The sequence below is a fragment of the Pseudomonas sp. PAMC 25886 genome (assembly GCF_000242655.1).
Lineage (GTDB): Bacteria > Pseudomonadota > Gammaproteobacteria > Pseudomonadales > Pseudomonadaceae > Aquipseudomonas.
On sequence record NZ_AHHC01000092.1, the window covers coordinates 76,510 to 99,902 of the forward strand.

The window sequence follows — 23,393 nt, forward strand, 5'->3', positions numbered from 1 at the left end:
CGTGAATACTCACCTACCTGACGACTTACAAGGAGCGTAACAACATTCAAATACTTTGAGGTTTCCCTATGCTTGCTCTCGCTCAAACGTCGATGCAGCGTACCTCGATCCAGCCCCCGGCCCTACCTCCCGCCCTTCCAACACCCATCGTCAGCACCAGCCCACCTGGCCTGTTGCCCGACTCGCCAGGAATACCACCGGAGCAACGCTCAGCACTCGCAGACCATTTCAACGTGAGCGATCAGCAAGCCTTCATCACTCAACACGACTCACTCACGCACGCGATGCAACGGCTGCAGAGCCAGCAGCCGAACTTCAAGGATTTCCTGTTGCAGCAAGTGGCAACGATGCTTGCCGACCAACCCCATCTCAATCCAGCAGAGCTGACCTTCAGGCGCTGGATCAGACAGAGCGATGGCAGTATCAGAACGCTCTCTGAGCAACCTCTTCTGGAGGCACTGGATAAAAAGATTGCAGAACTGTCGAGCCAGCCTGGGAGGAACAATGACGAAGGCGCCGGCGTGCAGTCGGGCGTATTCAGCCAAGGCACAGCCAGCCAATCGCCGGCACTCATCGACACAACGCACTCGTTAAACACCATCGCCCAACGCATCACCACACAATATCCCGAGGCGTCACTCGCCTTCTGGACAACACCGCGCCCGTCGAAAACAAACCCGCCGGTACTGAAGGCGCCGCAGGACGAATTGTTGACCCTGCACAAGCGCCAACTGTCGACACTGGCGGCACTGCGCGCAAGCGACGGCACCCTGAGCCCGGCAGGCAAACAACTGATCGACGCCGCGCTGCAATACCCCACTCTCGCCGAACGGGAGAACGTCTTTGCCGATGGCGCCCGTCCGGGTGTGTATCCGCTCACCCTGGATGACGGCACCGAGCGTGGTGCTTTACTCGCGGGCAGCTTTCTCATCACTCCGACTGACGGGTCCTTCGCCACTCCGCCGACCTGGCCCAAAGGCAGATCCCTGGCGCTCAACGATGCCAATGGCCCAGTCATACTCTATACACCCGGCGAGGGATTCGAAGAATTCGCAACCCCAGCCCAGGCACGCGAAACGTTGGCGCAACGCCTGGATCAAGGCGGAACAGGCGCCGAGCTGCTGTTGCAGACGCTACCGCTATCGTTGCAAAACCGGTCGAACCCACCCACCGGGGACGACCTGATGCTCAGCGCCGAGCCTCTGGCCGGGGATGTGCTGGCCGAAGCTTTGCCTGGGATGCTCAAGCGCCAGCAGGCCGAAATCAATACGGGCTTTGCCAATATATCCCCCCAATCCACCACGCCATTACACCAAGCCATTGATGAGGCTGCCGACTGGTCATACCTGCTTGATGGCAGCAATGCCATGCAGGCACGCAACCAGAAACTGGCCGACAAACTGCAACCCGAATGGCTGAAAAACTTGCAGCCGGTTCACGACGAACTGTTCAAAAAGTTGGAACATGCCGAGGAAAAAAGCCAGGACAGGTTGACTCCACTGCTGGAAAGCATTCCCTCATTGACCGAGTTTTCCCGGGACAAGATGAATAAGGCGATCAGAAAACTGTACCCAACCGCTCAGGTGAATGCTGACCAATTGAGGGTTCAGGTGCAAAGCAAAACCAGCACTCATACAGGCCGTCCCAGCGGTCACGCGTCACGCTCAGTAAACAACGCGCAGCTATCACTGACTGACCTGGGGTTGAAGAACCCTACTGAGTTTCCAGCCGGCGAGAGCGCAACCCATACCCAGATCACCTTCACGCTGCCCTTGAACGATACCCAAGGCAAACCGATTCTGGACGCTGCCGGCAAACCGGTGGTTCTGGGCACAGACCAGCTCAAAACACTGGTCAATACCGCCGATGTCGGTGGCGAATACACCAAGCTGCTCAACCAACGGCTGGCCACAGATGCAGACTCAGGGCCTGCGGGCGTGATACGCAACACCTGGAAAGCCACCCTGGCCGACGTGATGGAAAAAGAGGCGTTTCTCGCAGACCTCAACCCCGATGCCTATACCGCCAACGCCATCACCGAGACCACTACCAAACGTGGCGCACAGTGGGTTCGCGCGGTACTTGATCATCCCGAGCCGGCAAACCGCCCCACGGTGGATGGAAAAGCCATCATCACCAACACGCTCGTCCAACATGGCTTAACGGTGCAAGGCGTCATGGTCATCAGCAACCAGATCGACGCTTCGCTGGTGTTGTACACCCCGAACGCGCCTGACGGCGTGGCCTTTCGAGAGGTGGCGGACCAGAATGCACTGAGCACCTTGCTCGAAAAGCCACAATGGAAACTCTACACCGCAGGCCGGAAGTCGCCAGTCGAGCAGAGCGACATCGATAAATACACACAAAAAATAAAATCGAATCCGCTCAACCTGCTGACTAACCCTTTGTCCTCCCTGGAGCTCTTGCTCGGCGCTGCGAAGCTCAAGGGCGGCGCCACACTCCACCCCATCACCGGAAACGTGCAGGATGAGCTGTACAAACATCAGGTCCAAATGCTGATAGACAAGGCGGATTACCAGTCCGTCAGCAGCGCGGAAGTCGCGACACAATCAACAACCAACAAGATTCAATTCGGCATTGAGGTAGCCTCTATATTCGTGGACCTGTTGCCGGTAGTTGGTAAAGGCCTGTCGACGGGCCTGCGACTAGGCAAAGCAGGCGTGGCGGCCCTGCGGGCAAACGCCAAGGTACTGCCTGCGCTGCTCAAGAACCCTGGCCTGGGACGTGCGATCTACACTGATTTTACAACCTCCGCGGCGGGCATCCCGCTGTTTCGCAGTGCGCCGCTACGGCCGGTGAACAAGGCTTCAGCGGCAATCGCTGGAGGCAGTAAAGTACCTTTTGCCCAGCGAGCCTTGACGCAAGCGCCAGGCTCAGTGCCCGCAGGTACTTCAACCGGCACGGCCCCCACCTCCTCACCCAGGGTACCGAGCCGCGACCTCAGCGCTTACACCGTACCCGACAGCGCGATCAAGGGTCACCCCTTGAGACCGGACGGTACCTATAACGTTGGCGACAATTGGTACATTCGCTATACCGACAGCAGAGGGACCCACGATGTTTATCAGATCGATTCAGCGTTCCATGCGCGTAACGGGCAGGTCAATATCGTCGATCCCAATGCACCGCTGAGCGCCCCGAAAAGCAGCCGAATCAAGGCTTCCCTGCAGTCTGCCGGTAACGGGGAATGGCGCCTGAGCGAATTGCCGGGAGGCAGTCGCCACCGGGGAAGACCCACGCCGCCGCCTGATGAATATATGGACCGGATCATTACCGGAAAGGGTGCGAATGACTTTACTGATGCCAGCGGTGCAACGGTTGGGCACATCAGGCGCTGGTTCAAACGGGACATGCAAGACTTCTACACCAGCATGGCCAACGGGCAGATGCCTGCTCGCCCTCCGCTAGCGCCAATAGGCATTAATGCCACGCCCAAGAGCGCCGTTCAAAGTGCCCTGGCACAACCAGATGTGAGGGGGTTGGTATTCGGAGAGGTGCATTCCGAACCTGCCACGTTTCAACTCCTGATTGACCAAATGCAGACATTCAAAAACAGTGGAGTGACCGTTCTTTACATGGAAAACACGCTCTTTCTTCAGAAAGGGCCCGGGTTTGGCGCAGGCGCCTATACGCCATCAGATGCCGTTTATGCATCGCCAAGAGTCTACGATGGAGCCTACTCACCAAAGAGCCCCACAGTGTCGGATGTTATTGAGGCGGCAGAAAAAAACGGTATCAAGGTCATAGGCCTCGAGCATAGAGAGCTGACAATGCACAGCGACAACTGGATTGGCAGGTTAAGCAATTCACGCTTCTACGATGACCGCTTGCAAGAGTTCAATTATGCCGCTACCCAGCTTATCAATCAGACTCCGGCAGGTGAGAAATACGTCGCGGTGGTCGGCAAGGCGCACATGAATACCTATGACAATATTCCCGGTATCTCGGAGTTAACCGCAGGCGTAAGCGTCTCGATCAGCCCAACACCAAAAGGTGTGTCGACTATCGTCAGCCAGCCACCCCATACCCCTCCACCCCCGCTCAAGCTGCTGCACGGCACCAGCATCCCTGAGCCAATCGGCGACATTCATATTGACTACAACATCGACAAGATCACCTTGTAGGTTTCTTACCGGATAGCCGACCAGGGTTGCGCCGCCCGCAGCGGCGCAGCCCACCACTCAATTGCGCACCAGCAAAATGAACAGCAATAAAAACAAACAATCCCAATAAAAGACACAATAAAAAATCGTAAACCAGGAATAACTTAGGAATTATCTCAATTTTTTTTCACGGCTTGCCATCTTAACGCCTCACGGTTAGGGTTGGACCTATGAAAACCTCTCACACCCTCATTCAGCTCCGCCAGCACAGCAGCTTGTGCCTCGTCAGCGCACGACTGCCAGGCTGAATCGATCTGCCTCGTCTTTTGCTTTATCCCCAATAACAGTTTTACGGCAGGCCGCCTCTTCTCGGCCCCTAAACAAAGGATTTCCCGATGAGCATGCTCAAAGACCCGTCTTCGAAGTACCGCGCGTTCCCGACCATTGATATCCCGGACCGCACCTGGCCGTCGAAGACCATCACCGCCGCGCCGATCTGGTGCAGTTCCGACTTGCGCGACGGCAACCAGTCGCTGATCGAACCGATGGACGCGGTGAAAAAGCTGCGTTTCTGGAAGACCCTGGTCGCCGTCGGCGTGAAGGAAATCGAAGCCTCCTTCCCGGCCGCCTCGCAAACCGACTTCGACTTCGTGCGTACCCTGATCGAAGACAACCACATCCCCGCGGACACCACCATCCAGGTGCTGACCCAGGGCCGTGAAGACTTGATCGCGCGCACCTTCGAATCCCTGCGCGGCGCGAAGAAAGCCATCGTCCACTTGTACAACGCCACCTCGCCGTCGTTCCGCCGCATCGTGTTCAACCAGGACAAGGACGGCATCAAGGCCATCGCGGTCAACGCGGCCAAGCTGTTCGTCAAATACGCCGCCCAGCAGCCGGAAACCCAGTGGACGTTCGAGTACTCGCCGGAGACCTTCAGCGCCACTGAGCTGGAGTTCGCCAAGGAAGTCTGTGACGCGGTGATCGAGGTCTGGAACCCGACGCCCGAGCACAAGGTGATCCTCAACCTGCCGGCTACCGTGGAATGTGCCACCCCGAACATCTATGCCGACCAGATCGAGTGGTTCGGTCGCCATATCAACCGTCGCGACAGCGTGATCATCAGCCTGCACACCCACAACGACCGTGGCACTGGCGTCGCCGCCACCGAGCTGGGCCTGATGGCCGGCGCTGATCGCGTCGAAGGCTGCCTGTTCGGCAACGGCGAGCGTACCGGTAACGTCGACCTGGTGACGGTGGCGTTGAACATGTACACCCAGGGCCTCGACCCGCAGCTGGACTTCTCCGACATCGACGGCATCCGCAAGGTCGTCGAAGAGTGCAACCAGATCCCGGTGCACCCGCGTCACCCGTATGTTGGCGACCTGGTTCACACCGCCTTCTCCGGCTCCCACCAGGACGCGATCCGCAAGGGCTTCACCCAGCAGAAAGACGACGCCCTGTGGGAAGTGCCGTACCTGCCGATCGACCCGGCCGACATCGGCCGCAGCTACGAGGCGGTGATCCGCGTCAACAGCCAGTCGGGCAAAGGCGGCATCGCCTATCTGCTGGAGCAGGAATACGGCATCAGCTTGCCGCGCCGCATGCAGATCGAGTTCAGCCAGGTGGTACAGGCCGAAACCGACCGTGTGGGCCTGGAGATGACTGCCGCGCAGATCTACAGCTTGTTGCAGCGTGAATACCTGCAAGCCAACACGCCGTACGCGCTGGTGAGCCATCGCCTGCAGGAAGAGAACGGCAACAGCTCGGTGGAAGTTGAAGTCTCCGGCAAGGGCCAGGGCGAAACCAACCTGCGCTGGCACGGTAAAGGCAACGGCGCCCTGGAAGCACTGGTGGCCGGGCTGCCGATTGGTGTAGAGATCATGGACTACAACGAACACGCGATTGGCGCCGGCACCAATGCCAAGGCGGCGGCCTACATTGAGCTGCGAGTGAACGGTGAGCGTCCGGTGCACGGCGTGGGCATTGATGAAAACATCACCACGGCAAGCTTCAAGGCACTGTTCAGCGCGCTGAACCGCTCGTTGAGCCATCAGGAAGCCAAGGCGGCGTAACTACTGATCGCTGAAATGCAAAAGGCCCCGGGATGAGAATCCAGGGGCCTTTTTTGTGGAGTTCGAAATTTGTGGTGACTGTCAGGGCCTCATCGCGGGCAAGCCCGGCTCCCACAGGGGAATGCATTCCTCCAGACAACTCAGATCAACTGTGGGAGCCGGGCTTGCCCGCGATAGCGATCTCCCTGGCAATGGAGGTCCTTCAGACAAACGCGAAGCTGTCCGCATCCAGGTTCGCCGGGAAGCGTGTGCGGTACGCTGCCAATTCCGCCGCATCCAGGCACACCTGGAACACCCCGTCCGCCTCCCCTGCACTCAGCAGGCTTTCTCCCTGGAAGTCCACGACCTGGCTGTCACCGGTGTAGGCAAAACCTTTCCCGTCAGTGCCCACTCGATTCACCGCCGCCACGTAGCACAGGTTTTCGATGGCCCGGGCCGGCAGCAGGCGGTTCCAGTGCTGGCGTCGTGCACCCGGCCAGTTGGCGGTGTACAGCAGCAGGTCCGTGTCCTGGGCATCACGGCTCCATACCGGGAAGCGCAGGTCGTAGCAGATCAGCGGACGAATCCGCCAGCCCTTGAGTTCGAACTGCACCTGGCGCTCGCCGGGGGTGTAGTGGTCATGCTCACCGGCCATGCGGAACAGGTGCCGCTTGTCGTAGTGCAACACCTCGCCATCCGGGCGCGCCCACAGCAGGCGGTTGCGGTGGCTGCGGTCAGCGGCCTGGATGATCACGCTTCCGGTGATCACCGCGTTGTACTTCTTCGCCTGAGCCTGCAGCCATTGATGGGTGGGACCGTTTTCAGGTTCGGCGAGGGTTTGCGACTCCATCGAGAAACCGGTGGTGAACATCTCCGGCAGCACGATCAGGTCGGCGCCGCTTGCCTGCTCCAGCAGCAGTTCGAAATGCTCCAGGTTGGCCTGGCGGTCGTGCCAGGCCAGGGTGGTTTGCACCAAAGCAATGTTCAGGTTGGGCAGTGCACTCAGATCACGCATAGTTTCTCGGCTGCTTGACGCAGCGTCTCCTCGCGTTTGGCAAAGCACAGTCGCACCAGGCGCTGGCCTTGCGGTGGGTTCTGGTAGAACACCGAGACCGGGATCGTCGCCACGCCATGTTCGCGGGTCATCCACAGTGACATGGCGACGTCATCCAGGTCCGGGCGAATCTGTGAGTAATCCACCAGTTGGAAGTAAGTACCGGCCACCCGGCTAAAGCTGAAACGCGACGGTTCCAGCAGGTCGCAGAACAGGTCGCGCTTGGCTTGATAAAACGCCGGCAGTTCCTCGACGTGTTCCGGGTGTTCGGCCATGAAGTCTGCCAAAGCGTACTGCAATGGGGTCACGCCGCAAAAGTTGACATATTGATGCACCTTGCGCAGCTCGGCGCTGAGGGCCGGGGGCGCGACCACATAGCCGGTTTTCCAGCCGGTGACGTGGTAGGTCTTGCCGAAGGAGCTGACCACAAAGGCACGCTGGTACAGCTCTTCGTGGGCCAGCACGCTGACGTGGGGCACACCGTCAAATACCAGGTGCTCGTAGACCTCGTCGCTGACCAGGTAGATATCGCGGTCGCGGATCAACTCGGCCAACTGGTCCAGCTCGGCACGGCTGATCAGGGCGCCGGTGGGGTTGTGGGGGCTGTTGAGGATGATCATGCGGGTGCGCGGTGACAGCGCGGCACGCAGTTGCTCGAAGTCCAGGGCGAAGTCAGCCAGGCCCAGTTGCACATGCACGCAGCGACCGCCTGCCAGTTCTACCGACGGCTCGTAGCTGTCGTAGGCAGGATCGAACACGATGACTTCATCACCGCTGCGAATCACCGCCTGGATCGCACAGAAGATCGCCTCGGTGGCGCCAGGGGTGATGGTCACTTCGCTGTCGGCATTCACCGTGGCGCCATAGCTGCGGGCAATCTTGGCCGCCACTTGCTGGCGCAGCACCGGCAGGCCGGTCATGGGCGCGTATTGGTTATGGCCGAGGGCAATGTGCTTGCCCACCGCATCGAGCAAACCTTGCGGCCCATTGAAGTCGGGAAAACCTTGGGACAGGTTGAGCGCACCGGTTTCGGCGGCGAGTTGCGACATGGTGGTGAAGATGGTGGTGCCGACATTCGGCAGCTTGCTGGTGATCATCGGTGCGCCCCTTGCGGTGAGCCCCAAGTTTTAAGCTGCATGCCGCGAAGGGTCAACCGCCAGGCACAAAAAAGGGCTCTGAAAGAGCCCTTTTTTAACCGATCAGGATCAGCGCTTGTCGCGGCGCTTTTTGTCGGCTTTCTTGTGGTGCGTCATCATCCGGCGCTTTTTGTTTACCTGGCGGTCGGTGAGGCTGTTCTTGTTACCTTCGTACGGGTTCTCGCCACCCTTGAACTCGATACGGATCGGCGTACCGACCAGTTTCAAGACACGGCGATAGGTATTTTCCAGATAACGCACGTAGGACTTCGGCACTTTCTCCAGCTGGTTACCGTGGATCACGATAATCGGCGGGTTGGCACCACCCAAGTGGGCGTAGCGCAGCTTGATCCGACGGTTATTGACCATCGGTGGCGCGTGCTCGCTGACCGCATCTTCAAGAATCTGGGTCAGGCGGTTGGTCGGCCAGCGGGTAACCGCGGACTTGAAAGAGTTCTGCACCGACGCGTAGAGGTTGCCCACGCCGGTACCGTGCAGTGCCGAGATAAAGTGAATATCGGCGAACTCGACGAAGAACAGACGACGCTGCAGCTCGACCTTGACGTAGTCGCGCTCGCTTGGCGTCATGCCATCCCACTTGTTGATCGCAATCACCAGGGCGCGACCGGCTTCCAGGGCAAAGCCCAGCAAGTTCAGGTCGTGGTCTACCACGCCTTCGCGGGCGTCCATGACGAAGATCACCACGTTGGCGTCTTTGATCGCCTGCAGGGTTTTCACCACGGAGAACTTTTCAACTTCCTCGTGGATCTTGCCGCGCTTGCGCACACCGGCGGTGTCGATCAGCGTGTACTTCTCGTCGTTACGCTCGAACGGGATGTAGATACTGTCGCGGGTGGTGCCGGGCTCGTCATAGACGATGACCCGGTCTTCACCGAGCATACGGTTGACCAGGGTCGACTTGCCGACGTTCGGGCGTCCGATGATCGCGATCTTGATACCGTCTTTTTCGCTTGGGCCAGGAATGCGCTTGGCTTCCTCGCCTTCGGCAACGATCTCTTCTTCGCCTTCGACTTCATCCACGTCATCACGCGGGAAATCGCGCAGGGCGATCTCCAGCATCTGGGTGATGCCACGACCGTGAGCACCGGCGATCGGGATCGCGTCGCCCAGGCCCATCGGGCTGAATTCGGCGCGGGCCATTTCAGGATCGATGTTGTCGATCTTGTTGGCCACCACGTAGGAACGCTTGTTGCGCTTGCGCAGGTGCTCGCCAATCATTTGGTCAGCGGCGGTGTAGCCCGCGCGGGCGTCCACCAGGAACAACACGACATCGGCTTCTTCAATGGCCAGCAGCGACTGCTCGGCCATCTTTTCGTCCATGCCATGCTCGTCACCGGAGATACCACCGGTGTCGACAATAATGTAGGAGCGCCCTTGCCACTTTGCCTCACCGTATTGGCGATCACGGGTCAGACCGGACAAGTCGCCGACGATGGCGTCGCGAGTCCTGGTCAGGCGGTTGAACAAGGTGGACTTGCCGACGTTCGGTCGGCCCACCAGGGCGATTACGGGAACCATGCGGCTCTCCACTTCGTTATTTCAGAAAATACAAAAGCCGCTGCAAGGCAGCGGCTGGTGCTCGGGGCAGCGCTCGGAAGCGCCGCATGCCCTGCCGAAGCAGGGCCGCCTGGGAATTACCCCAAGCATAGTCAAACCATTACTTGATGGTCAGCGCTTCCAGTTTGCCGCTGTTGCCATACACGTAAAGCATGTTACCTACCACCAGCGGACGGGCACGCAGGCCGTCGCTGTCGATGCGTTCGCGACCGACGAAGCGACCGTCTACCTGGCTCAGCAGGTGCAGGTAACCTTCAAAGTCACCTACCGCTACGTAGCTGGAGAACACTTCCGGTGCCGACAGTTGACGGCGGGCCAGGGAGTCGTTGCTCCACAATGCAGTGGTGGAACGCTCGTCGACACTTTCAACGGTGCCGGACGCCAGGCTTACGTAGACGCTGCCAAACCCTTGGGCGACACCGGCGTAGCTGGAAGCATCACGCTGCCAGTTGATCCGGCCGCTTTGCACGTCCAGTGCCGCAACACGGCCCTGATAAGTGGCGACGTAGAGGGTATCACCCGACAGCAGCAAGCCACCGTCGATGTCCACTACGCGGTCCAGTTCCGAACGACCTTGAGGGATCGCGACCCGGGTTTCCCAGGCCGGCACGCCGTTCTGGGTGTCCAGGGCGACCACTTTACCGGTCGACAGGCCTGCCAGTGCCAGGTTGCTGGTCACAACCGGACCGCTGGTACCGCGCAAGGTCAACACCGCAGGCGTGCTGTCGTACAACCAGCGCTGGTTACCGGTGGCGGCGTCGAGGCCGATCACACGGTCATCCTGGGTCTGGACGACAACCACGTCACCGTTGGTAGCCGGTGGCGAGAGCACTTCACTGGTCACGCGAGCGCGCCATTTCTCTTCACCGGTGCTCGAATCCAGCGCCACGACGTCGCCTTTCAGCGTGCCGAGCATCACCATGCCAGAACCCACGCCAACGGCGCCGGACACAGGCAGTTCGAGGTCTTTCTTCCACTTGACGTCGCCGTTCATGCGATCCATGGAGACCACAACGCCGGTGGAGTCAGCGGCGAAGATGGTGTCACCGTCGATCGCCGGGACCATCAGGTTGTAAAGATCGCCCTGACCGTCACCAATGGAGCGGCTCCACTGCTTTTGCAGGACCACTTCTTCCTTGAAGCTGGTCAGCTCGGCCGGAGGCAGTTCTTTTTTGCTGTTGCTGCTGCAACCCGCGGCCAAAACGGCCAGAGCCAGCAATGCTGCATGTTTCCAACGGATCACGTCACGCATCCCCTTTGGCCAAGTCGTCGAGCTTGATTTGTAAGCCACCGACCGCCGCTTCATCAGACAGCGCCGCCTTGGCTTTTTGGTACGCAGCATTGGCTTCGTCGGTACGACCCAATTGGACCAGCAGGTCGCCCTTGAGCTCTTCACGAGTAGCCAGGAATGCCTTGTCAGCATCGCCGTCGAGCAGTTTCAGTGCGTCGTCGGCCTTGTTCTGTGCCGCCAGTACCTGAGCCAGACGCTGACGTGCGATTTCACCCAGTGTCGGGTTGGCCGGCTTGTCGGTGATGGCTTTCAGCTCGGAGGCTGCGTCATCCAGCTTGCCGTTGTCGACCGCAACTTTTGCGACGAACAGGCTGCCGTATTGCGCGTAGGTGCTACCGCCGAATTCGCTCTTCAGCTTGCCAGCCAGGTCTGCCACTTGGGCGAGGTCCGGCTTGCCGTTTGGCGTCAGCGTGGTTTCCAGCAATTGCTGATAGATAATCGAGGCGCCTTGCGACTGGTTAGCCTGATACTTGTGCCAGGCTTGCCAGCCGAACACCACTACTAAAGCCAGCAAACCGCCAGTGACCAGGGGCTTACCGTTGCGCTGCCACCAGTCTTTGAACTCGGCCAGCTGGTCATCATCAGTACTCGACACCCCAATACTCCTTAATCGCTAAATCGGCTGTTTGACAGCTTCAACCCTGCACGATGCAGGTGGCCAGGTGCGCTGCAAGCGCATCAAAGGCAATGCTTTGTTGTTCACCCTGACCACGCAGGGGTTTGAAACTTACCACTTGCTGGGCCAACTCATCATCACCCAGGATCAGTGCATACAGTGCACCGCTCTTGTCGGCTTTCTTGAACTGGCTTTTGAAGCTGCCGGCGCCGGCATTGACTTGCAGGCGCAGGTTCGGCAGTTGGTCGCGCAACTTCTCGCTCAGGGCCAGGGCAGCCAGTTCAGCCGCCTCGCCAAAGGCACAGAAGTACACGTCCACCTGACGGGAGATTTCTTCGGGAACCTGCTCCAGGGTTTCCAGCAGCAGGATCAGCCGCTCGATGCCCATGGCGAAACCGACACCGGTGGTCGGCTTGCCGCCCATCTGCTCGACCAGGCCGTCGTAACGGCCACCGGCACACACGGTGCCCTGGGCGCCGAGCTTGTCGGTGACCCACTCGAACACGGTCTTGCTGTAGTAATCGAGGCCACGCACCAGTTTCGGATTGATGACGTAAGGAATACCGGCCGCATCCAGGCGAGCCTTGAGGCCCTCGAAGTGGACACGGGATTCGTCGTCCAGGTAGTCGGCCATTTTTGGCGCGTCCACGAGTACGGCCTGGGTCTCGGCATTCTTGGTGTCCAGTACCCGCAGCGGGTTGGTTTTCAGACGGCGCTGGCTGTCTTCGTCCAGCTTGTCCAGGTGAGCCGACAGGAATTCGACCAGGGCTTCGCGGTAGCGACCCCGGGATTCGCTGGTGCCCAGGCTGTTGAGCTCAAGCTTCACCGCGTCACGGATGCCCAGCATGCCCCACAGGCGCCAGGTCAGTACGATCAGCTCGGCGTCGATGTCCGGACCGTCGAGGTTGAACACTTCCAGGCCGATCTGGTGGAACTGGCGATAACGGCCTTTTTGCGGACGTTCGTGGCGGAACATCGGGCCGATGTACCAAAGCTTCTGCGGCTGGCCACCGCCGGTGAGGCCATGTTCCAGCACCGCACGCACGCAGGCGGCAGTGCCTTCGGGACGCAGGGTCAGGGAGTCGCCGTTGCGGTCTTCGAAGGTGTACATCTCTTTTTCGACGATGTCGGTCACTTCACCGATGGAGCGTTTGAACAGCTCGGTGAACTCGACGATCGGCATGCGGATCTGCTTGTAACCGTAGTTATCCAGCAGGCGCGCGACAGTGCCCTCGAAGTAGCGCCACAGGGGCGTCTGCTCAGGCAGGATGTCGTTCATGCCACGAATGGCTTGCAGAGACTTGCTCACATCAAATCCTTAAATTCGTTCGATCAGCCGCGCGCGATAACCGCTGCGTCAGCTTCGACCTTTTCGGCCGCTTTCTGGCGGATCAGCCGTTCCAGCTCATCCACCAGATTGTCATTCGTCAGTTTCTGCGACGGCTTGCCGTCGATGTAAATCAGGTTTGGCGTACCACCGGTCAGGCCCACATGGGCCTCTTTGGCCTCACCCGGCCCGTTGACCACACAACCAATCACCGCAACATCCAGCGGCACCAGCAGGTCCTCGAGGCGTACTTCCAGTTCGTTCATGGTTTTCACCACGTCGAAGTTCTGCCGCGAGCAACTCGGGCAGGCAATGAAGTTGATGCCACGGGAACGCAAATGCAGGGATTTGAGAATGTCGTAGCCGACTTTCACTTCCTCTACCGGGTCTGCCGCGAGGGAGATGCGAATAGTATCGCCAATCCCGTCGGCCAGCAGCATACCGAGACCCACCGCAGATTTCACTGTGCCTGAGCGTAAACCGCCGGCTTCGGTGATACCCAGGTGCAATGGCTGGACGATTTCCTTGGCCAGCAGGCGGTACGCTTCTACCGCCATGAACACGTCGGAAGCCTTTACGCTGACCTTGAAGTCCTGGAAATTCAGGCGCTCAAGGTGTTCAACGTGGCGCAACGCGGACTCGACCAATGCGGCCGGAGTCGGCTCGCCGTATTTCTTTTGCAGGTCTTTTTCCAGGGAGCCGGCATTGACGCCGATGCGGATTGGAATCCCGCGATCACGGGCAGCATCCACCACGGCGCGAACCCGGTCTTCACGACCGATGTTGCCCGGGTTGATCCGCAGGCAATCGACGCCCAGTTCGGCCACGCGCAACGCGATCTTGTAGTCGAAGTGGATATCGGCGACCAGCGGCACCTTGACCAGTTGCTTGATGCGGCCGAAGGCTTCGGCAGCGTCCATGTCCGGCACGGACACCCGCACGATATCGACGCCAGCCGCTTCCAGACGATTGATCTGGGCAACGGTGGCCGCCACATCATTGGTGTCGCTGTTGGTCATGCTCTGTACAGCGATGGGGGCATCGCCGCCCACCGGCACCGAGCCGACCCAGATCTTGCGCGATACGCGACGTTTGATTGGAGATTCGCCGTGCATGACTTTATTGTCCCAACTTGAGGCGAGCAGTCTCGCCACTGGTGAACGGCGCCACGTCCACAGGCTGGCCGTTGTAGGCCACTTGCGCGCCACGGGCGAAGCCCAGACGCAGCGTCAAAGGAGGCTTGCCGCCCTGGTCAAGTGTATCTCCCTTACGCTTCAGACCACTGAACAGCACCTTGCCGTTGCCATCGGAGACTTGCGTCCAGCAGTCAGCGACGTAGGTAATTTGTACTCGGCCATCACCGGCGATAAGCACCGGCGTGGTTGGCGCGGAAATCGCCGGGGCTGCCGGGCTGACCGGAGCCGTTGTCGCCGGGGCCGGCGCAGGCACAGCCGGGGCATGGGCCGGAGCGGCTGGCGTGTGAGCCGGAGCAACGGGCGTCGTTGCAACCACTGGAGCGGGTGCGACGGCAGGAGCGGCAGGGGCAGCCCCGGCTTCCGGCGCAGGTTGCTCGGCACCAGGCTCTGCCTCAGGCGCCGCCTGGCCCTGGGCTACGGCCTGGTCTTCCGGCTCGTCCAGCGGATGAATCTGGGTGGTGCCGTCGGCGCTTTCGACTTCGACGTGCTCCATGGCGTTGCTGGACAGGTCCTTGCCGCGCTGGGAGGTCTGGTCCTGCCACCATACAAAGCCACCGCCGATCACGGCGATCAGCAGCAACAGGCTGACAATTCGCAAAATAGTGTGGGAAACCCGCACAGGCTCTTCTATGCGGCCCAGGCCATGGACATTGCTGCCTTGAGAATCGGTGCCGGTGATCTGGTCGAATTCCTGGACCAATGCGGCCTGGTCGATACCGAGCAACTTGGCGTAGGCGCGGATATAGCCGCGGGCAAAGGTATGCCCTGGCAGCTTGTCGAACGCGCCAGCTTCAAGGTTGCCCAATGAAGTCGTGGTCAAATTGAGCTTGAGGGCCACTTCTGCCAGCGACCAACCATTGCTTTCGCGGGCCTGACGCAAGGTCTCGCCTGGGTTTCCACGATTAGCTGCTACAACTTCCGGGTGCGCCGCTTTCATCATTGCTCCGACAGGTATTGCTGATATTCCGGCGTACCGGGATAGAGTCGTTCGAGTTGCTGGCCAAAACGTGCGGCCTTGTCGCGTTCTTCATGAACCGTCGCCAGGCGCACACCGAGCAATAGACTACGTGCATTTTGCCCGCTCAGCAGGCTAAAACGCTCGTAATAGTCACGTGCCGGCACATAATGCCTGTCTTCGAAGGACAACTCAGCCATTTCGAGCAATGCTCGTGGCTGGCGCTGGTTCAGGTGCAGGGCTTTTTCCAGTTGCTGGCGGGCGGTGTCGCGCTGGCCAAGAAGCATTGAGGTCACCCCAAGGTTCTCGAAAACCCGCGAGCGCTCAGGATAGAGGGTATCAGCCGCAGCCTGCTGGAAATATTCGGACGCCTGGTCATAACGTTTCTGCGCAAACAGAAAACTGCCGTAATTGTTCAGCAGTCTCGGGTCGCCAGGACGAATGGCCAAGGCCTTGTGGAAATATTGATCGGCCAGTTCGGGCTCGGCCTGGGCCTGGAACACCAAGGCCAATGCAGCATTGGCGTCAGCGTCGCTGGCGTCCAGTTCAAGGGCCTTCTTCAGCGGCAGCTTGGCCTGTTCGGCCATCCCTTGCTGCAAGTACCCCAAGCCCAGCTGCACATAGGCAGCACGCGCTTCGTCACGGCCCTTGCCGGTTTGCAACGGGCTGTCATGACCCGATGAAACACAGCCAGCCGAGAGGCTGGCAACAAGCAAAAGCAGCGCAAGGCGCAAGGGCATAGAGATCCTCTCTCAGGTTCGAGTCGCGGCACTTTGCGGCATATCGTCGGCGGCACTCAATTCACGCACGGCGATATAACGTTCGCTGCGACGGGTGCGATCCAGCACCTGTCCTACCAATTGGCCACATGCCGCATCGATATCTTCGCCGCGGGTGGTGCGAACGGTAACGTTGAAGCCTGCATGGTGCAGTTGATCCTGGAAACGGCGGATGGCGTTGTTGCTCGGCCGCTCGTAGCCAGAATGGGGAAACGGGTTAAACGGAATCAGGTTGATCTTGCACGGTACATTTTTGAGCAGCTCGATCATCTCGACCGCGTGCTCGACCTTGTCGTTGATGTCCTTGAGCATGGTGTACTCAATGGTCAACACACGTTTTTCGCCCAAGGTCGCCATATAGCGCTGGCAAGATTCGAGCAGCATCTTAAGCGGATACTTCTTGTTGATCGGCACCAATTGGTTACGCAATGCGTCATTCGGTGCGTGCAGCGACAACGCAAGGGAGACGTCGATGTGCTTGGCCAGCTCATCGATCATCGGTACCACGCCGGAGGTCGACAGGGTCACACGGCGCTTGGAGATGCCGTAGCCCAGGTCGTCCATCATCAGGTGCATGGCCGCAACCACGTTGTCGAAGTTCAGCAGCGGTTCGCCCATGCCCATCATCACCACGTTGGTGATTGCACGGTCGGCGGTTGCCGGGATGCTGCCAAACGATTTATTGGCAATCCACACCTGGCCGATGACTTCGGCGGCGGTGAGGTTGCTGTTGAAACCTTGCTTGCCGGTGGAGCAGAAACTGCAATCCAGGGCACAGCCTGCCTGGGACGAAACGCACAGCGTGCCGCGTTTGCCCTGGGGAATGTACACGGTCTCGACGCAGCTGCCGGACGCCACGCGCACCACCCACTTACGGGTGCCGTCGGTGGAAATGTCCTCGCTGACCACTTCGGGGCCGCGAACTTCGGCAATGGCCTTGAGCTTGTCGCGCAGGGCCTTGCTGACGTTCGTCATGGCGTCGAAATCATCGACGCCAAGATGGTGAATCCACTTCATTACCTGAGCGGCACGAAAACGCTTCTCCCCGATTGAGTCGAAGAATTTTTCCATTTCCTGTTGAGTCAGACCCAGCAGGTTGGTTTTTGCAGTCAATGTAGTCATGGATTCACCTTCGCTCTTTTAAGCCAATGCTTAGCGAGCGGTTACTTCAGTAGCAGCGAAAAAGTACGAGATTTCGCGGGCAGCAGCGGCTTCGGAGTCCGAACCGTGAACGGCGTTGGCGTCGATCGATTCAGCGAAGTCAGCACGGATGGTGCCGGCAGCAGCTTCTTTAGGGTTGGTAGCGCCCATCAGCTCACGGTTCAGAGCGATAGCGTTTTCGCCTTCCAGAACCTGAACAACAACAGGACCGGAGATCATGAAGGCAACCAGGTCGCCGAAGAAACCACGAGCGCTGTGCTCAGCATAGAAGCCTTCGGCTTCAGCCTTGGACAGTTGCTTGAGTTTCGAAGCTACAACCTTCAGGCCGGCTTTTTCGAAACGAGTGGTGATCTCGCCGATGACGTTTTTTGCAACAGCGTCAGGCTTGATGATGGAGAAAGTACGTTGAACAGCCATGGTGTAACTCCAGAAACGGTAATTTGCGAAAAATTAAACCCGCGAATTATACGCGGGTTCTTGGGTATTGCCTAACTGCGTAAAATGGTCCTAGTCCCGCTCATCGTTCCAGGCTGTCTGGATAGCTTCCAGCACCTTCTCGCCGCCTCGATCAGGAATATCATCGAATTCGGGCAGTTCCATGACCATCTGACGCAATTTGACGAAGTTCACCGAATAGGGATCCGTATCCGGGTATTTGTCCGCCAACTGAATAGCAATTTCTTGCACTTCAACCCATTTAAGACTCATGACGCTTCCTTGAATCAGTGCGGCGCTTCGGCGGCATGGTTGAGCGAGTATTTCGGGATCTCGACGGTAAGGTCTTCTGTTCCCACTTTTGCCTGGCAGCTCAAGCGCGATGTCGGCTCAAGGCCCCACGCCCTATCAAGATAGTCCTCTTCCAGCTCATCAGCTTCTTCGAGACTGTTGAAACCTTCGCGGACGATGCAGTGGCAGGTGGTACAGGCGTTGACGCCGCCGCAGGCGCTTTCGATCTCGATGTGGTTGTCGTGAGCGACTTCGAGAATGGACTTGCCGGTCTCAGCCTCCACAACCATACCGTCCGGGCAATGCTCGGCGTGTGGCAGAAAAATGATCTGCGGCATCAGTTAATCCTCAAGTTCGTTCAAGTTGCGGCCCGCCAGGGCGGCTTTCACCGTCTGGTCCATACGACGGGCGGCAAAGGCATCGGTCACTTGCGACAGGCGCTTGGTCTGTTGCTCGATGGCGTAACCATCGGTGCCTTTCATCAATTCAGCCAGTTCCTGCATTTGCAGGTCGATGACCATGCGCTCTTCGGCATCCAGAAGACGCTCACCGTCGGCATCAAGGGCGCCCTGCACCGCCTCAAGCAGCCGCTGGGCGTCAACTTGCTGCTCACGCAACACGCGGGCGACCTTGTCGTCACCGGCGTACTGGAACGAATCCTTGAGCATCTTGGCGATTTCGCCGTCGGTCAGGCCGTAGGACGGCTTGACCTGGATGCTGGCTTCGACGCCGGAGGCCAATTCGCGCGCAGCAACGCTGAGCAAGCCGTCGGCGTCGACCTGGAAGGTCACGCGAATCTTCGCCGCACCGGCCACCATCGCTGGAATACCGCGCAACTCGAAGCGTGCCAGGGAACGGCAGTCGCTGATCAACTCACGCTCGCCTTGCAGCACATGAATCATCATGGCCGTCTGGCCATCTTTGTAGGTGGTGAAGTCCTGGGCGCGAGCAACGGGGATGGTGGTGTTGCGTGGAATCACCTTCTCCATCAGGCCGCCCATGGTTTCCAGCCCCAGGGACAACGGAATCACGTCGAGAAGAAGCAGTTCGCCACCATCGCGCTTGTTACCGGCGAGGGTATCGGCCTGGATCGCGGCACCAATGGCCACCACTTGATCCGGGTCGATTTCGGTCAGCGGTTGGCGACCAAAGGCTTCAGCAACAGCTTCGCGGACACGTGGCACGCGGGTCGAACCACCCACCATGACCACAGCAGCCACGTCTTCCAACTCGACACCCGAGTCACGCACCGCGCGACGGCAGGCTTTCAGACTGCGGGCGACCATCGGTTCGATCAACGAATCAAAGGCTTCGCGGGTCAGCTGAGCAGACCAACTACCGTAGGAAACTTCAACCGATGCAGCATCAGTCAGGGCTTCTTTAGCGGCGCAAGCGGTTTGCAGCAGGTTACGTTGCGCGCCCGGATCCAGGTCGGCAGACAAGCCGGCGCTGGTGATGATCCAGCCAGCGATGGCGTGATCGAAGTCATCGCCACCCAGGGCCGTATCGCCACCGGTAGCCAGCACTTCGAAGACACCGCCGGTCAGGCGCAGAATCGAAATATCAAAGGTACCGCCGCCCAGGTCGTAAATAGCGACCAGGCCTTCGGCGTGCTGATCCAGGCCGTAAGCCACAGCGGCCGCGGTCGGCTCGTTGAGCAGGCGCAGCACGTTCAGGCCGGCCAGTTTCGCCGCATCCTTGGTGGCCTGGCGCTGAGCGTCATCGAAATACGCAGGAACAGTAATCACCGCCCCCACCAGTTCGCCGCCCAGGGTGGTTTCTGCGCGCTGACGCAGCACCTTGAGGATATCAGCCGACACTTCCACCGGGCTTTTCGGGCCCTGGACGGTGTCGATGAACGGCATATGGGATTCGCCGCCGACAAAGCGGTACGGCAGCTGGTCGCCCAGTTGCTTGACGTCGGACAGACCACGACCCATCAAGCGCTTGACCGACAACACGGTGTTCAGGGGATCGGTAGACGCCGCCAGCTTGGCCGACTCGCCCACTTCGATGCGATCGGCGTGATAGCGCACGGCAGACGGCAGGATGACTTGGCCATCAGCGTCGGGCAGCGGCTCGGAAAGACCGCTGCGCAATGCAGCGACCAGCGAATTGGTAGTGCCCAAGTCAATCCCGACCGCCAGACGACGCTGGTGCGGTTGAGGACTTTGACCGGGTTCGGCGATCTGCAGTAGGGCCATGGTAATCAGGACTTATCTGTATATCAGGCGTGCAACCTGGGCGGCACTGGGTTAATCGTCGAGGCGCTCTTCTAACTGGCGCACTTCGTAGGTGAGCTTGTCGAGGAACTGCATGCGCCGCATCAGGCGTTCGGCCTGCTCACGTTGCGCTGCATCATCCCAACAGGCTGCGAAGCTTTCGTTGAGTTCATCCTGGGCCACTTTCAGACGGCGCTTGAAGACTGCGATTCCGGCCAGATCGGCTTCGTCCTGCAGTTCTTCGAGCTCTTCGCGCCATTGCATCTGCTGCATCAGGAAATCAGGGTCCTGGACCGTGACTTCAAGCGGCAGCTCGCGACCGCCCATGGCGAGCAGGTAGCGCGCGCGTTTGGGAGGGTTCTTGAGCGTCTGATAGGCTTCGTTGAGGCTGGCTGATTGCTCCAGCGCCAGGCGTTGCTCACGCTCGGAAGCGTCAGCGAAGCGGTCCGGATGCACCCCACGCGCCAGTTCACGGTAGCGCGTGGCAAGCTGTTCAAGGTCCAGTCGAAAACTCGGCTGCAGCTCGAACAAGGCGAAATGACAAGGAGTACCCACAATCAGCCTCAGATGTTGAAGCTTTCGCCGCAGCCACATTCACCGCGTACGTTGGGGTTGTTGAACTTGAAGCCTTCGTTCAACCCTTCCTTGACGAAATCGAGTTCGGTGCCGTCCAGGTAAGTCAGGCTTTTCGGGTCGATGATCACTTTTTCGCCGTGACTTTCGAACACCTGATCTTCCTCGACCACCTCGTCGACAAACTCCAGCACGTAGGCAAGGCCGGAACAGCCCGTGGTGCGAACACCCAGACGAATCCCCTCACCTTTACCGCGCCCATTCAGGGAGCGGCGAATGTGCTGCGCAGCCGCTTCTGTCATGCTGATAGCCATCGTGACTCCTTACTCGTCGCCAAATTGCTTAGATCAAGCCTTTCTTCTGCTTGTAGTCGCGAACGGCCGCCTTGATGGCGTCTTCTGCGAGTACCGAGCAGTGGATTTTCACTGGCGGCAAGGCCAGTTCTTCGGCCAGCTGGGTGTTGCTGATAGTCACAGCCTCATCCAGGGTCTTGCCTTTCATCCATTCGGTCGCCAGGGAGCTGGAGGCGATGGCCGAACCGCAACCGTAAGTCTTGAACTTGGCGTCTTCGATAACGCCAGCGTCGTTGACCTTGATCTGCAGGCGCATAACGTCGCCGCACGCCGGAGCGCCGACCATGCCGGTGCCGACATCAGGGTCTTCCGCGTTCATCTTGCCGACGTTGCGCGGGTTTTCGTAGTGGTCGATGACCTTTTCGCTGTAAGCCATGGTACTGAATCCTCACTCATCAGGGCCGCTCTGGAACCCTGTAAACACGCCTGCGTTTTCCGCCACGTCTTTACAGAGCCTTTTGGGTGGCGGCTTCTATATTTAGTGTGCCGCCCACTCGATCTTGGAAATGTCGACACCGTCCTTGTACATGTCCCACAGCGGGGACAAGGTACGCAGCTTGGTGACGGCCTCGCAGACTTTCTGCGCGGCGTAGTCGACTTCTTCTTCGGTGGTGAAACGGCCGAACGTAAAGCGGATCGAGCTGTGAGCCAGCTCGTCGTTGCGGCCCAGGGCGCGCAGGACGTAGGACGGCTCAAGGGAAGCCGAGGTGCAGGCCGAACCGGACGAAACCGCCAGATCCTTGAGCGCCATGATCAGCGACTCGCCTTCGACGTAGTTGAAGCTCAAATTCAGGTTGTGCGGTACACGGGCGGTCATGCTGCCGTTGATGTACAGCTCCTCAAGGTGCTCGACCTGCTTGTAGAAGCGATCGCTCAAGGCCTTGATGCGCACGTTTTCGGCAGCCATGTCTTCCTTGGCCACACGGAATGCTTCGCCGATGCCGACGATCTGGTGGGTCGCCAGGGTACCCGAACGCATGCCGCGCTCGTGACCGCCGCCGTGCATGGTGGCTTCGATACGCACGCGAGGCTTGCGGCTCACGTAGAGCGCGCCAATGCCTTTAGGACCGTAGGTCTTGTGGGCGGAGAACGACATCAGGTCGACTTTCAATTTCGACAGGTCGATGTCGACCTTGCCGGTGGACTGAGCAGCATCGACATGCAGCAACACGCCCTTGGAGCGGGTCAGCTCGCCGATGGCGGCGATGTCGTTGATGGTGCCGATTTCGTTGTTCACGTGGATGACGGAAACCAGGATGGTGTCTTCACGCATCGCCGCTTCGATCATCGCAGGGGTCACGATACCGTCGGTCGTTGGTTCGAGGTAGGTGACCTCAAACCCTTCACGTTCCAGTTGGCGCATGGTGTCGAGGACAGCCTTGTGCTCAATCTTGGTGGTGATCAGGTGCTTGCCCTTGGTCGCGTAGAAATGCGCCGCACCCTTGATTGCCAGGTTGTCGGACTCGGTGGCACCGGAGGTCCAGACGATTTCGCGCGGGTCGGCATTCACCAGGTCAGCGACCTGGCGACGAGCGTTTTCCACGGCTTCTTCAGCTTTCCAGCCGAACACGTGGGAACGGGACGCCGGGTTGCCGAAGTTTCCGTCAACCAGCAGGCACTCGCTCATCTTTTGCGCGACACGCGGATCAACCGGGGTGGTCGCTGAGTAATCAAGGTAAATCGGCAATTTCATGGACTTTCTCCTAAATCAGGCTGGCTGGCGTGCCGTTAGCTCTTCGGCTGTCACTCGACGGCGGACGCTTCAATCTTGTCCAGACGCGGCGCCTTGGTGTTGCAACGGCGCTGGTCCTGACGCTGGGCTACTTCTTGCACCTCACGGCGAGTCACAAGATCAGCCAAGCTGATACCACTCAAAAACTCATGGATCTGCAGGCTCAGGTCACACCACAAGTGGTGCGTCAGGCAGGTGTCGCCGGCGTGGCAATCACCCAGGCCCTGGCATTTGGTGGCATCGACGGATTCGTTCACCGCGTCGATCACCTGGGCTACCTGGATGCCCTGCATGTCGCGGGACAGTTGATAGCCGCCGCCTGGACCACGAACGCTGGAAACCAGATTGCTGCGGCGCAATTTGGCGAACAACTGCTCGAGGTAGGACAGGGAAATGCCTTGGCGCTCGGAGATATCGGCCAGGGACACCGGCCCATTTTGCGCGTGCAAGGCCAGATCAAGCATGGCGGTCACCGCGTATCGGCCTTTTGTAGTCAGTCTCATGGACAAGTACCAA

The 23,393-nt window shown here is 59.3% G+C and carries 21 protein-coding genes; 2 read left to right on the forward strand and 19 right to left on the reverse strand.

The window, feature by feature from the left end:
- Nucleotides 1–233: 233 nt before the first annotated feature.
- Both MUM_RS0130975 and leuA read left to right on the forward strand, forming a co-directional pair.
- A complete protein-coding gene (locus MUM_RS0130975) occupies nucleotides 234–4,145 on the forward strand; it encodes a membrane-targeted effector domain-containing toxin (RefSeq protein WP_238535559.1) in 3,912 nt (1,303 codons plus the stop codon).
- Between the two features lie 374 nt (nucleotides 4,146–4,519).
- Nucleotides 4,520–6,199, forward strand: coding sequence for a 2-isopropylmalate synthase (gene leuA / locus MUM_RS0130980; protein WP_010176858.1), 1,680 nt, complete (start codon nucleotides 4,520–4,522; stop codon nucleotides 6,197–6,199).
- Between the two features lie 202 nt (nucleotides 6,200–6,401).
- Here leuA and MUM_RS0130985 read toward each other — a convergent pair whose 3' ends face one another.
- The 19 genes from MUM_RS0130985 to iscR all read right to left on the reverse strand — a co-directional run bounded on the left by MUM_RS0130985 (nucleotide 6,402) and on the right by iscR (nucleotide 23,380).
- Nucleotides 6,402–7,193, reverse strand: coding sequence for an amidohydrolase (locus tag MUM_RS0130985; protein ID WP_010176859.1), 792 nt, complete (start codon nucleotides 7,191–7,193; stop codon nucleotides 6,402–6,404).
- On the reverse strand, nucleotides 7,181–8,329 hold the full coding sequence (locus MUM_RS0130990) for a pyridoxal phosphate-dependent aminotransferase (RefSeq protein ID WP_010176860.1): 1,149 nt from the start codon (nucleotides 8,327–8,329) through the stop codon (nucleotides 7,181–7,183). Before MUM_RS0130990 ends, MUM_RS0130985 begins: the two co-directional genes overlap by 13 nt.
- 108 nt (nucleotides 8,330–8,437) lie before the next feature.
- A complete protein-coding gene (der, locus tag MUM_RS0130995; protein ID WP_003209661.1) occupies nucleotides 8,438–9,907 on the reverse strand; it encodes a ribosome biogenesis GTPase Der in 1,470 nt (489 codons plus the stop codon).
- A 139-nt stretch (nucleotides 9,908–10,046) separates the two neighbouring features.
- Nucleotides 10,047–11,198, reverse strand: a complete 1,152-nt coding sequence (gene bamB, locus MUM_RS0131000; protein ID WP_029616169.1) for an outer membrane protein assembly factor BamB — start codon at nucleotides 11,196–11,198, stop codon at nucleotides 10,047–10,049.
- Entirely contained in the window at nucleotides 11,191–11,832 is a 642-nt protein-coding gene (locus MUM_RS0131005; protein ID WP_010176862.1) for a YfgM family protein, read from the reverse strand. Before MUM_RS0131005 ends, bamB begins: the two co-directional genes overlap by 8 nt.
- A gap of 40 nt (nucleotides 11,833–11,872) precedes the next feature.
- A complete protein-coding gene (gene hisS / locus MUM_RS0131010; protein ID WP_010176863.1) occupies nucleotides 11,873–13,162 on the reverse strand; it encodes a histidine--tRNA ligase in 1,290 nt (429 codons plus the stop codon).
- Nucleotides 13,163–13,185: 23 nt separating this feature from the next.
- Nucleotides 13,186–14,295, reverse strand: a complete 1,110-nt coding sequence (ispG, locus tag MUM_RS0131015; RefSeq protein ID WP_003209666.1) for a flavodoxin-dependent (E)-4-hydroxy-3-methylbut-2-enyl-diphosphate synthase — start codon at nucleotides 14,293–14,295, stop codon at nucleotides 13,186–13,188.
- A gap of 4 nt (nucleotides 14,296–14,299) precedes the next feature.
- Nucleotides 14,300–15,313 carry a RodZ domain-containing protein gene (locus MUM_RS0131020; protein WP_010176864.1) on the reverse strand — a complete coding sequence of 338 codons (1,014 nt, stop codon included), beginning with the start codon at nucleotides 15,311–15,313 and terminating at the stop codon, nucleotides 14,300–14,302.
- Nucleotides 15,313–16,071 carry a type IV pilus biogenesis/stability protein PilW gene (gene pilW / locus MUM_RS0131025; protein ID WP_010176865.1) on the reverse strand — a complete coding sequence of 253 codons (759 nt, stop codon included), beginning with the start codon at nucleotides 16,069–16,071 and terminating at the stop codon, nucleotides 15,313–15,315. The genes MUM_RS0131020 and pilW overlap by 1 nt, the downstream gene beginning before the upstream one ends.
- A gap of 12 nt (nucleotides 16,072–16,083) precedes the next feature.
- Nucleotides 16,084–17,232 (reverse strand): 23S rRNA (adenine(2503)-C(2))-methyltransferase RlmN, encoded by a 1,149-nt coding sequence (gene rlmN / locus MUM_RS0131030; protein WP_003209670.1) that lies wholly within the window; start codon nucleotides 17,230–17,232, stop codon nucleotides 16,084–16,086.
- Between the two features lie 30 nt (nucleotides 17,233–17,262).
- Nucleotides 17,263–17,688, reverse strand: coding sequence for a nucleoside-diphosphate kinase (ndk, locus tag MUM_RS0131035; RefSeq protein ID WP_003175956.1), 426 nt, complete (start codon nucleotides 17,686–17,688; stop codon nucleotides 17,263–17,265).
- 90 nt (nucleotides 17,689–17,778) lie between these two features.
- Nucleotides 17,779–17,979, reverse strand: a complete 201-nt coding sequence (gene iscX, locus MUM_RS0131040) for a Fe-S cluster assembly protein IscX (protein WP_010176866.1) — start codon at nucleotides 17,977–17,979, stop codon at nucleotides 17,779–17,781.
- 14 nt (nucleotides 17,980–17,993) lie between these two features.
- Nucleotides 17,994–18,335 carry an ISC system 2Fe-2S type ferredoxin gene (gene fdx, locus MUM_RS0131045; RefSeq protein WP_010176867.1) on the reverse strand — a complete coding sequence of 114 codons (342 nt, stop codon included), beginning with the start codon at nucleotides 18,333–18,335 and terminating at the stop codon, nucleotides 17,994–17,996.
- 3 nt (nucleotides 18,336–18,338) lie between these two features.
- Nucleotides 18,339–20,201 carry a Fe-S protein assembly chaperone HscA gene (gene hscA, locus MUM_RS0131050; protein ID WP_010176868.1) on the reverse strand — a complete coding sequence of 621 codons (1,863 nt, stop codon included), beginning with the start codon at nucleotides 20,199–20,201 and terminating at the stop codon, nucleotides 18,339–18,341.
- Nucleotides 20,202–20,252: 51 nt separating this feature from the next.
- Complete coding sequence (gene hscB, locus MUM_RS0131055) at nucleotides 20,253–20,774, reverse strand: co-chaperone HscB (RefSeq protein ID WP_010176869.1); 522 nt, start codon at nucleotides 20,772–20,774, stop codon at nucleotides 20,253–20,255.
- A gap of 8 nt (nucleotides 20,775–20,782) precedes the next feature.
- Nucleotides 20,783–21,106 carry an iron-sulfur cluster assembly protein IscA gene (iscA, locus tag MUM_RS0131060; protein ID WP_003209680.1) on the reverse strand — a complete coding sequence of 108 codons (324 nt, stop codon included), beginning with the start codon at nucleotides 21,104–21,106 and terminating at the stop codon, nucleotides 20,783–20,785.
- A 28-nt stretch (nucleotides 21,107–21,134) separates the two neighbouring features.
- On the reverse strand, nucleotides 21,135–21,521 hold the full coding sequence (gene iscU, locus MUM_RS0131065) for a Fe-S cluster assembly scaffold IscU (RefSeq protein ID WP_003175965.1): 387 nt from the start codon (nucleotides 21,519–21,521) through the stop codon (nucleotides 21,135–21,137).
- Nucleotides 21,522–21,623: 102 nt separating this feature from the next.
- Nucleotides 21,624–22,838, reverse strand: a complete 1,215-nt coding sequence (locus tag MUM_RS0131070; protein WP_008438290.1) for an IscS subfamily cysteine desulfurase — start codon at nucleotides 22,836–22,838, stop codon at nucleotides 21,624–21,626.
- Between the two features lie 50 nt (nucleotides 22,839–22,888).
- Entirely contained in the window at nucleotides 22,889–23,380 is a 492-nt protein-coding gene (iscR, locus tag MUM_RS0131075) for a Fe-S cluster assembly transcriptional regulator IscR (RefSeq protein ID WP_003210305.1), read from the reverse strand.
- Nucleotides 23,381–23,393 lie beyond the last annotated feature (13 nt).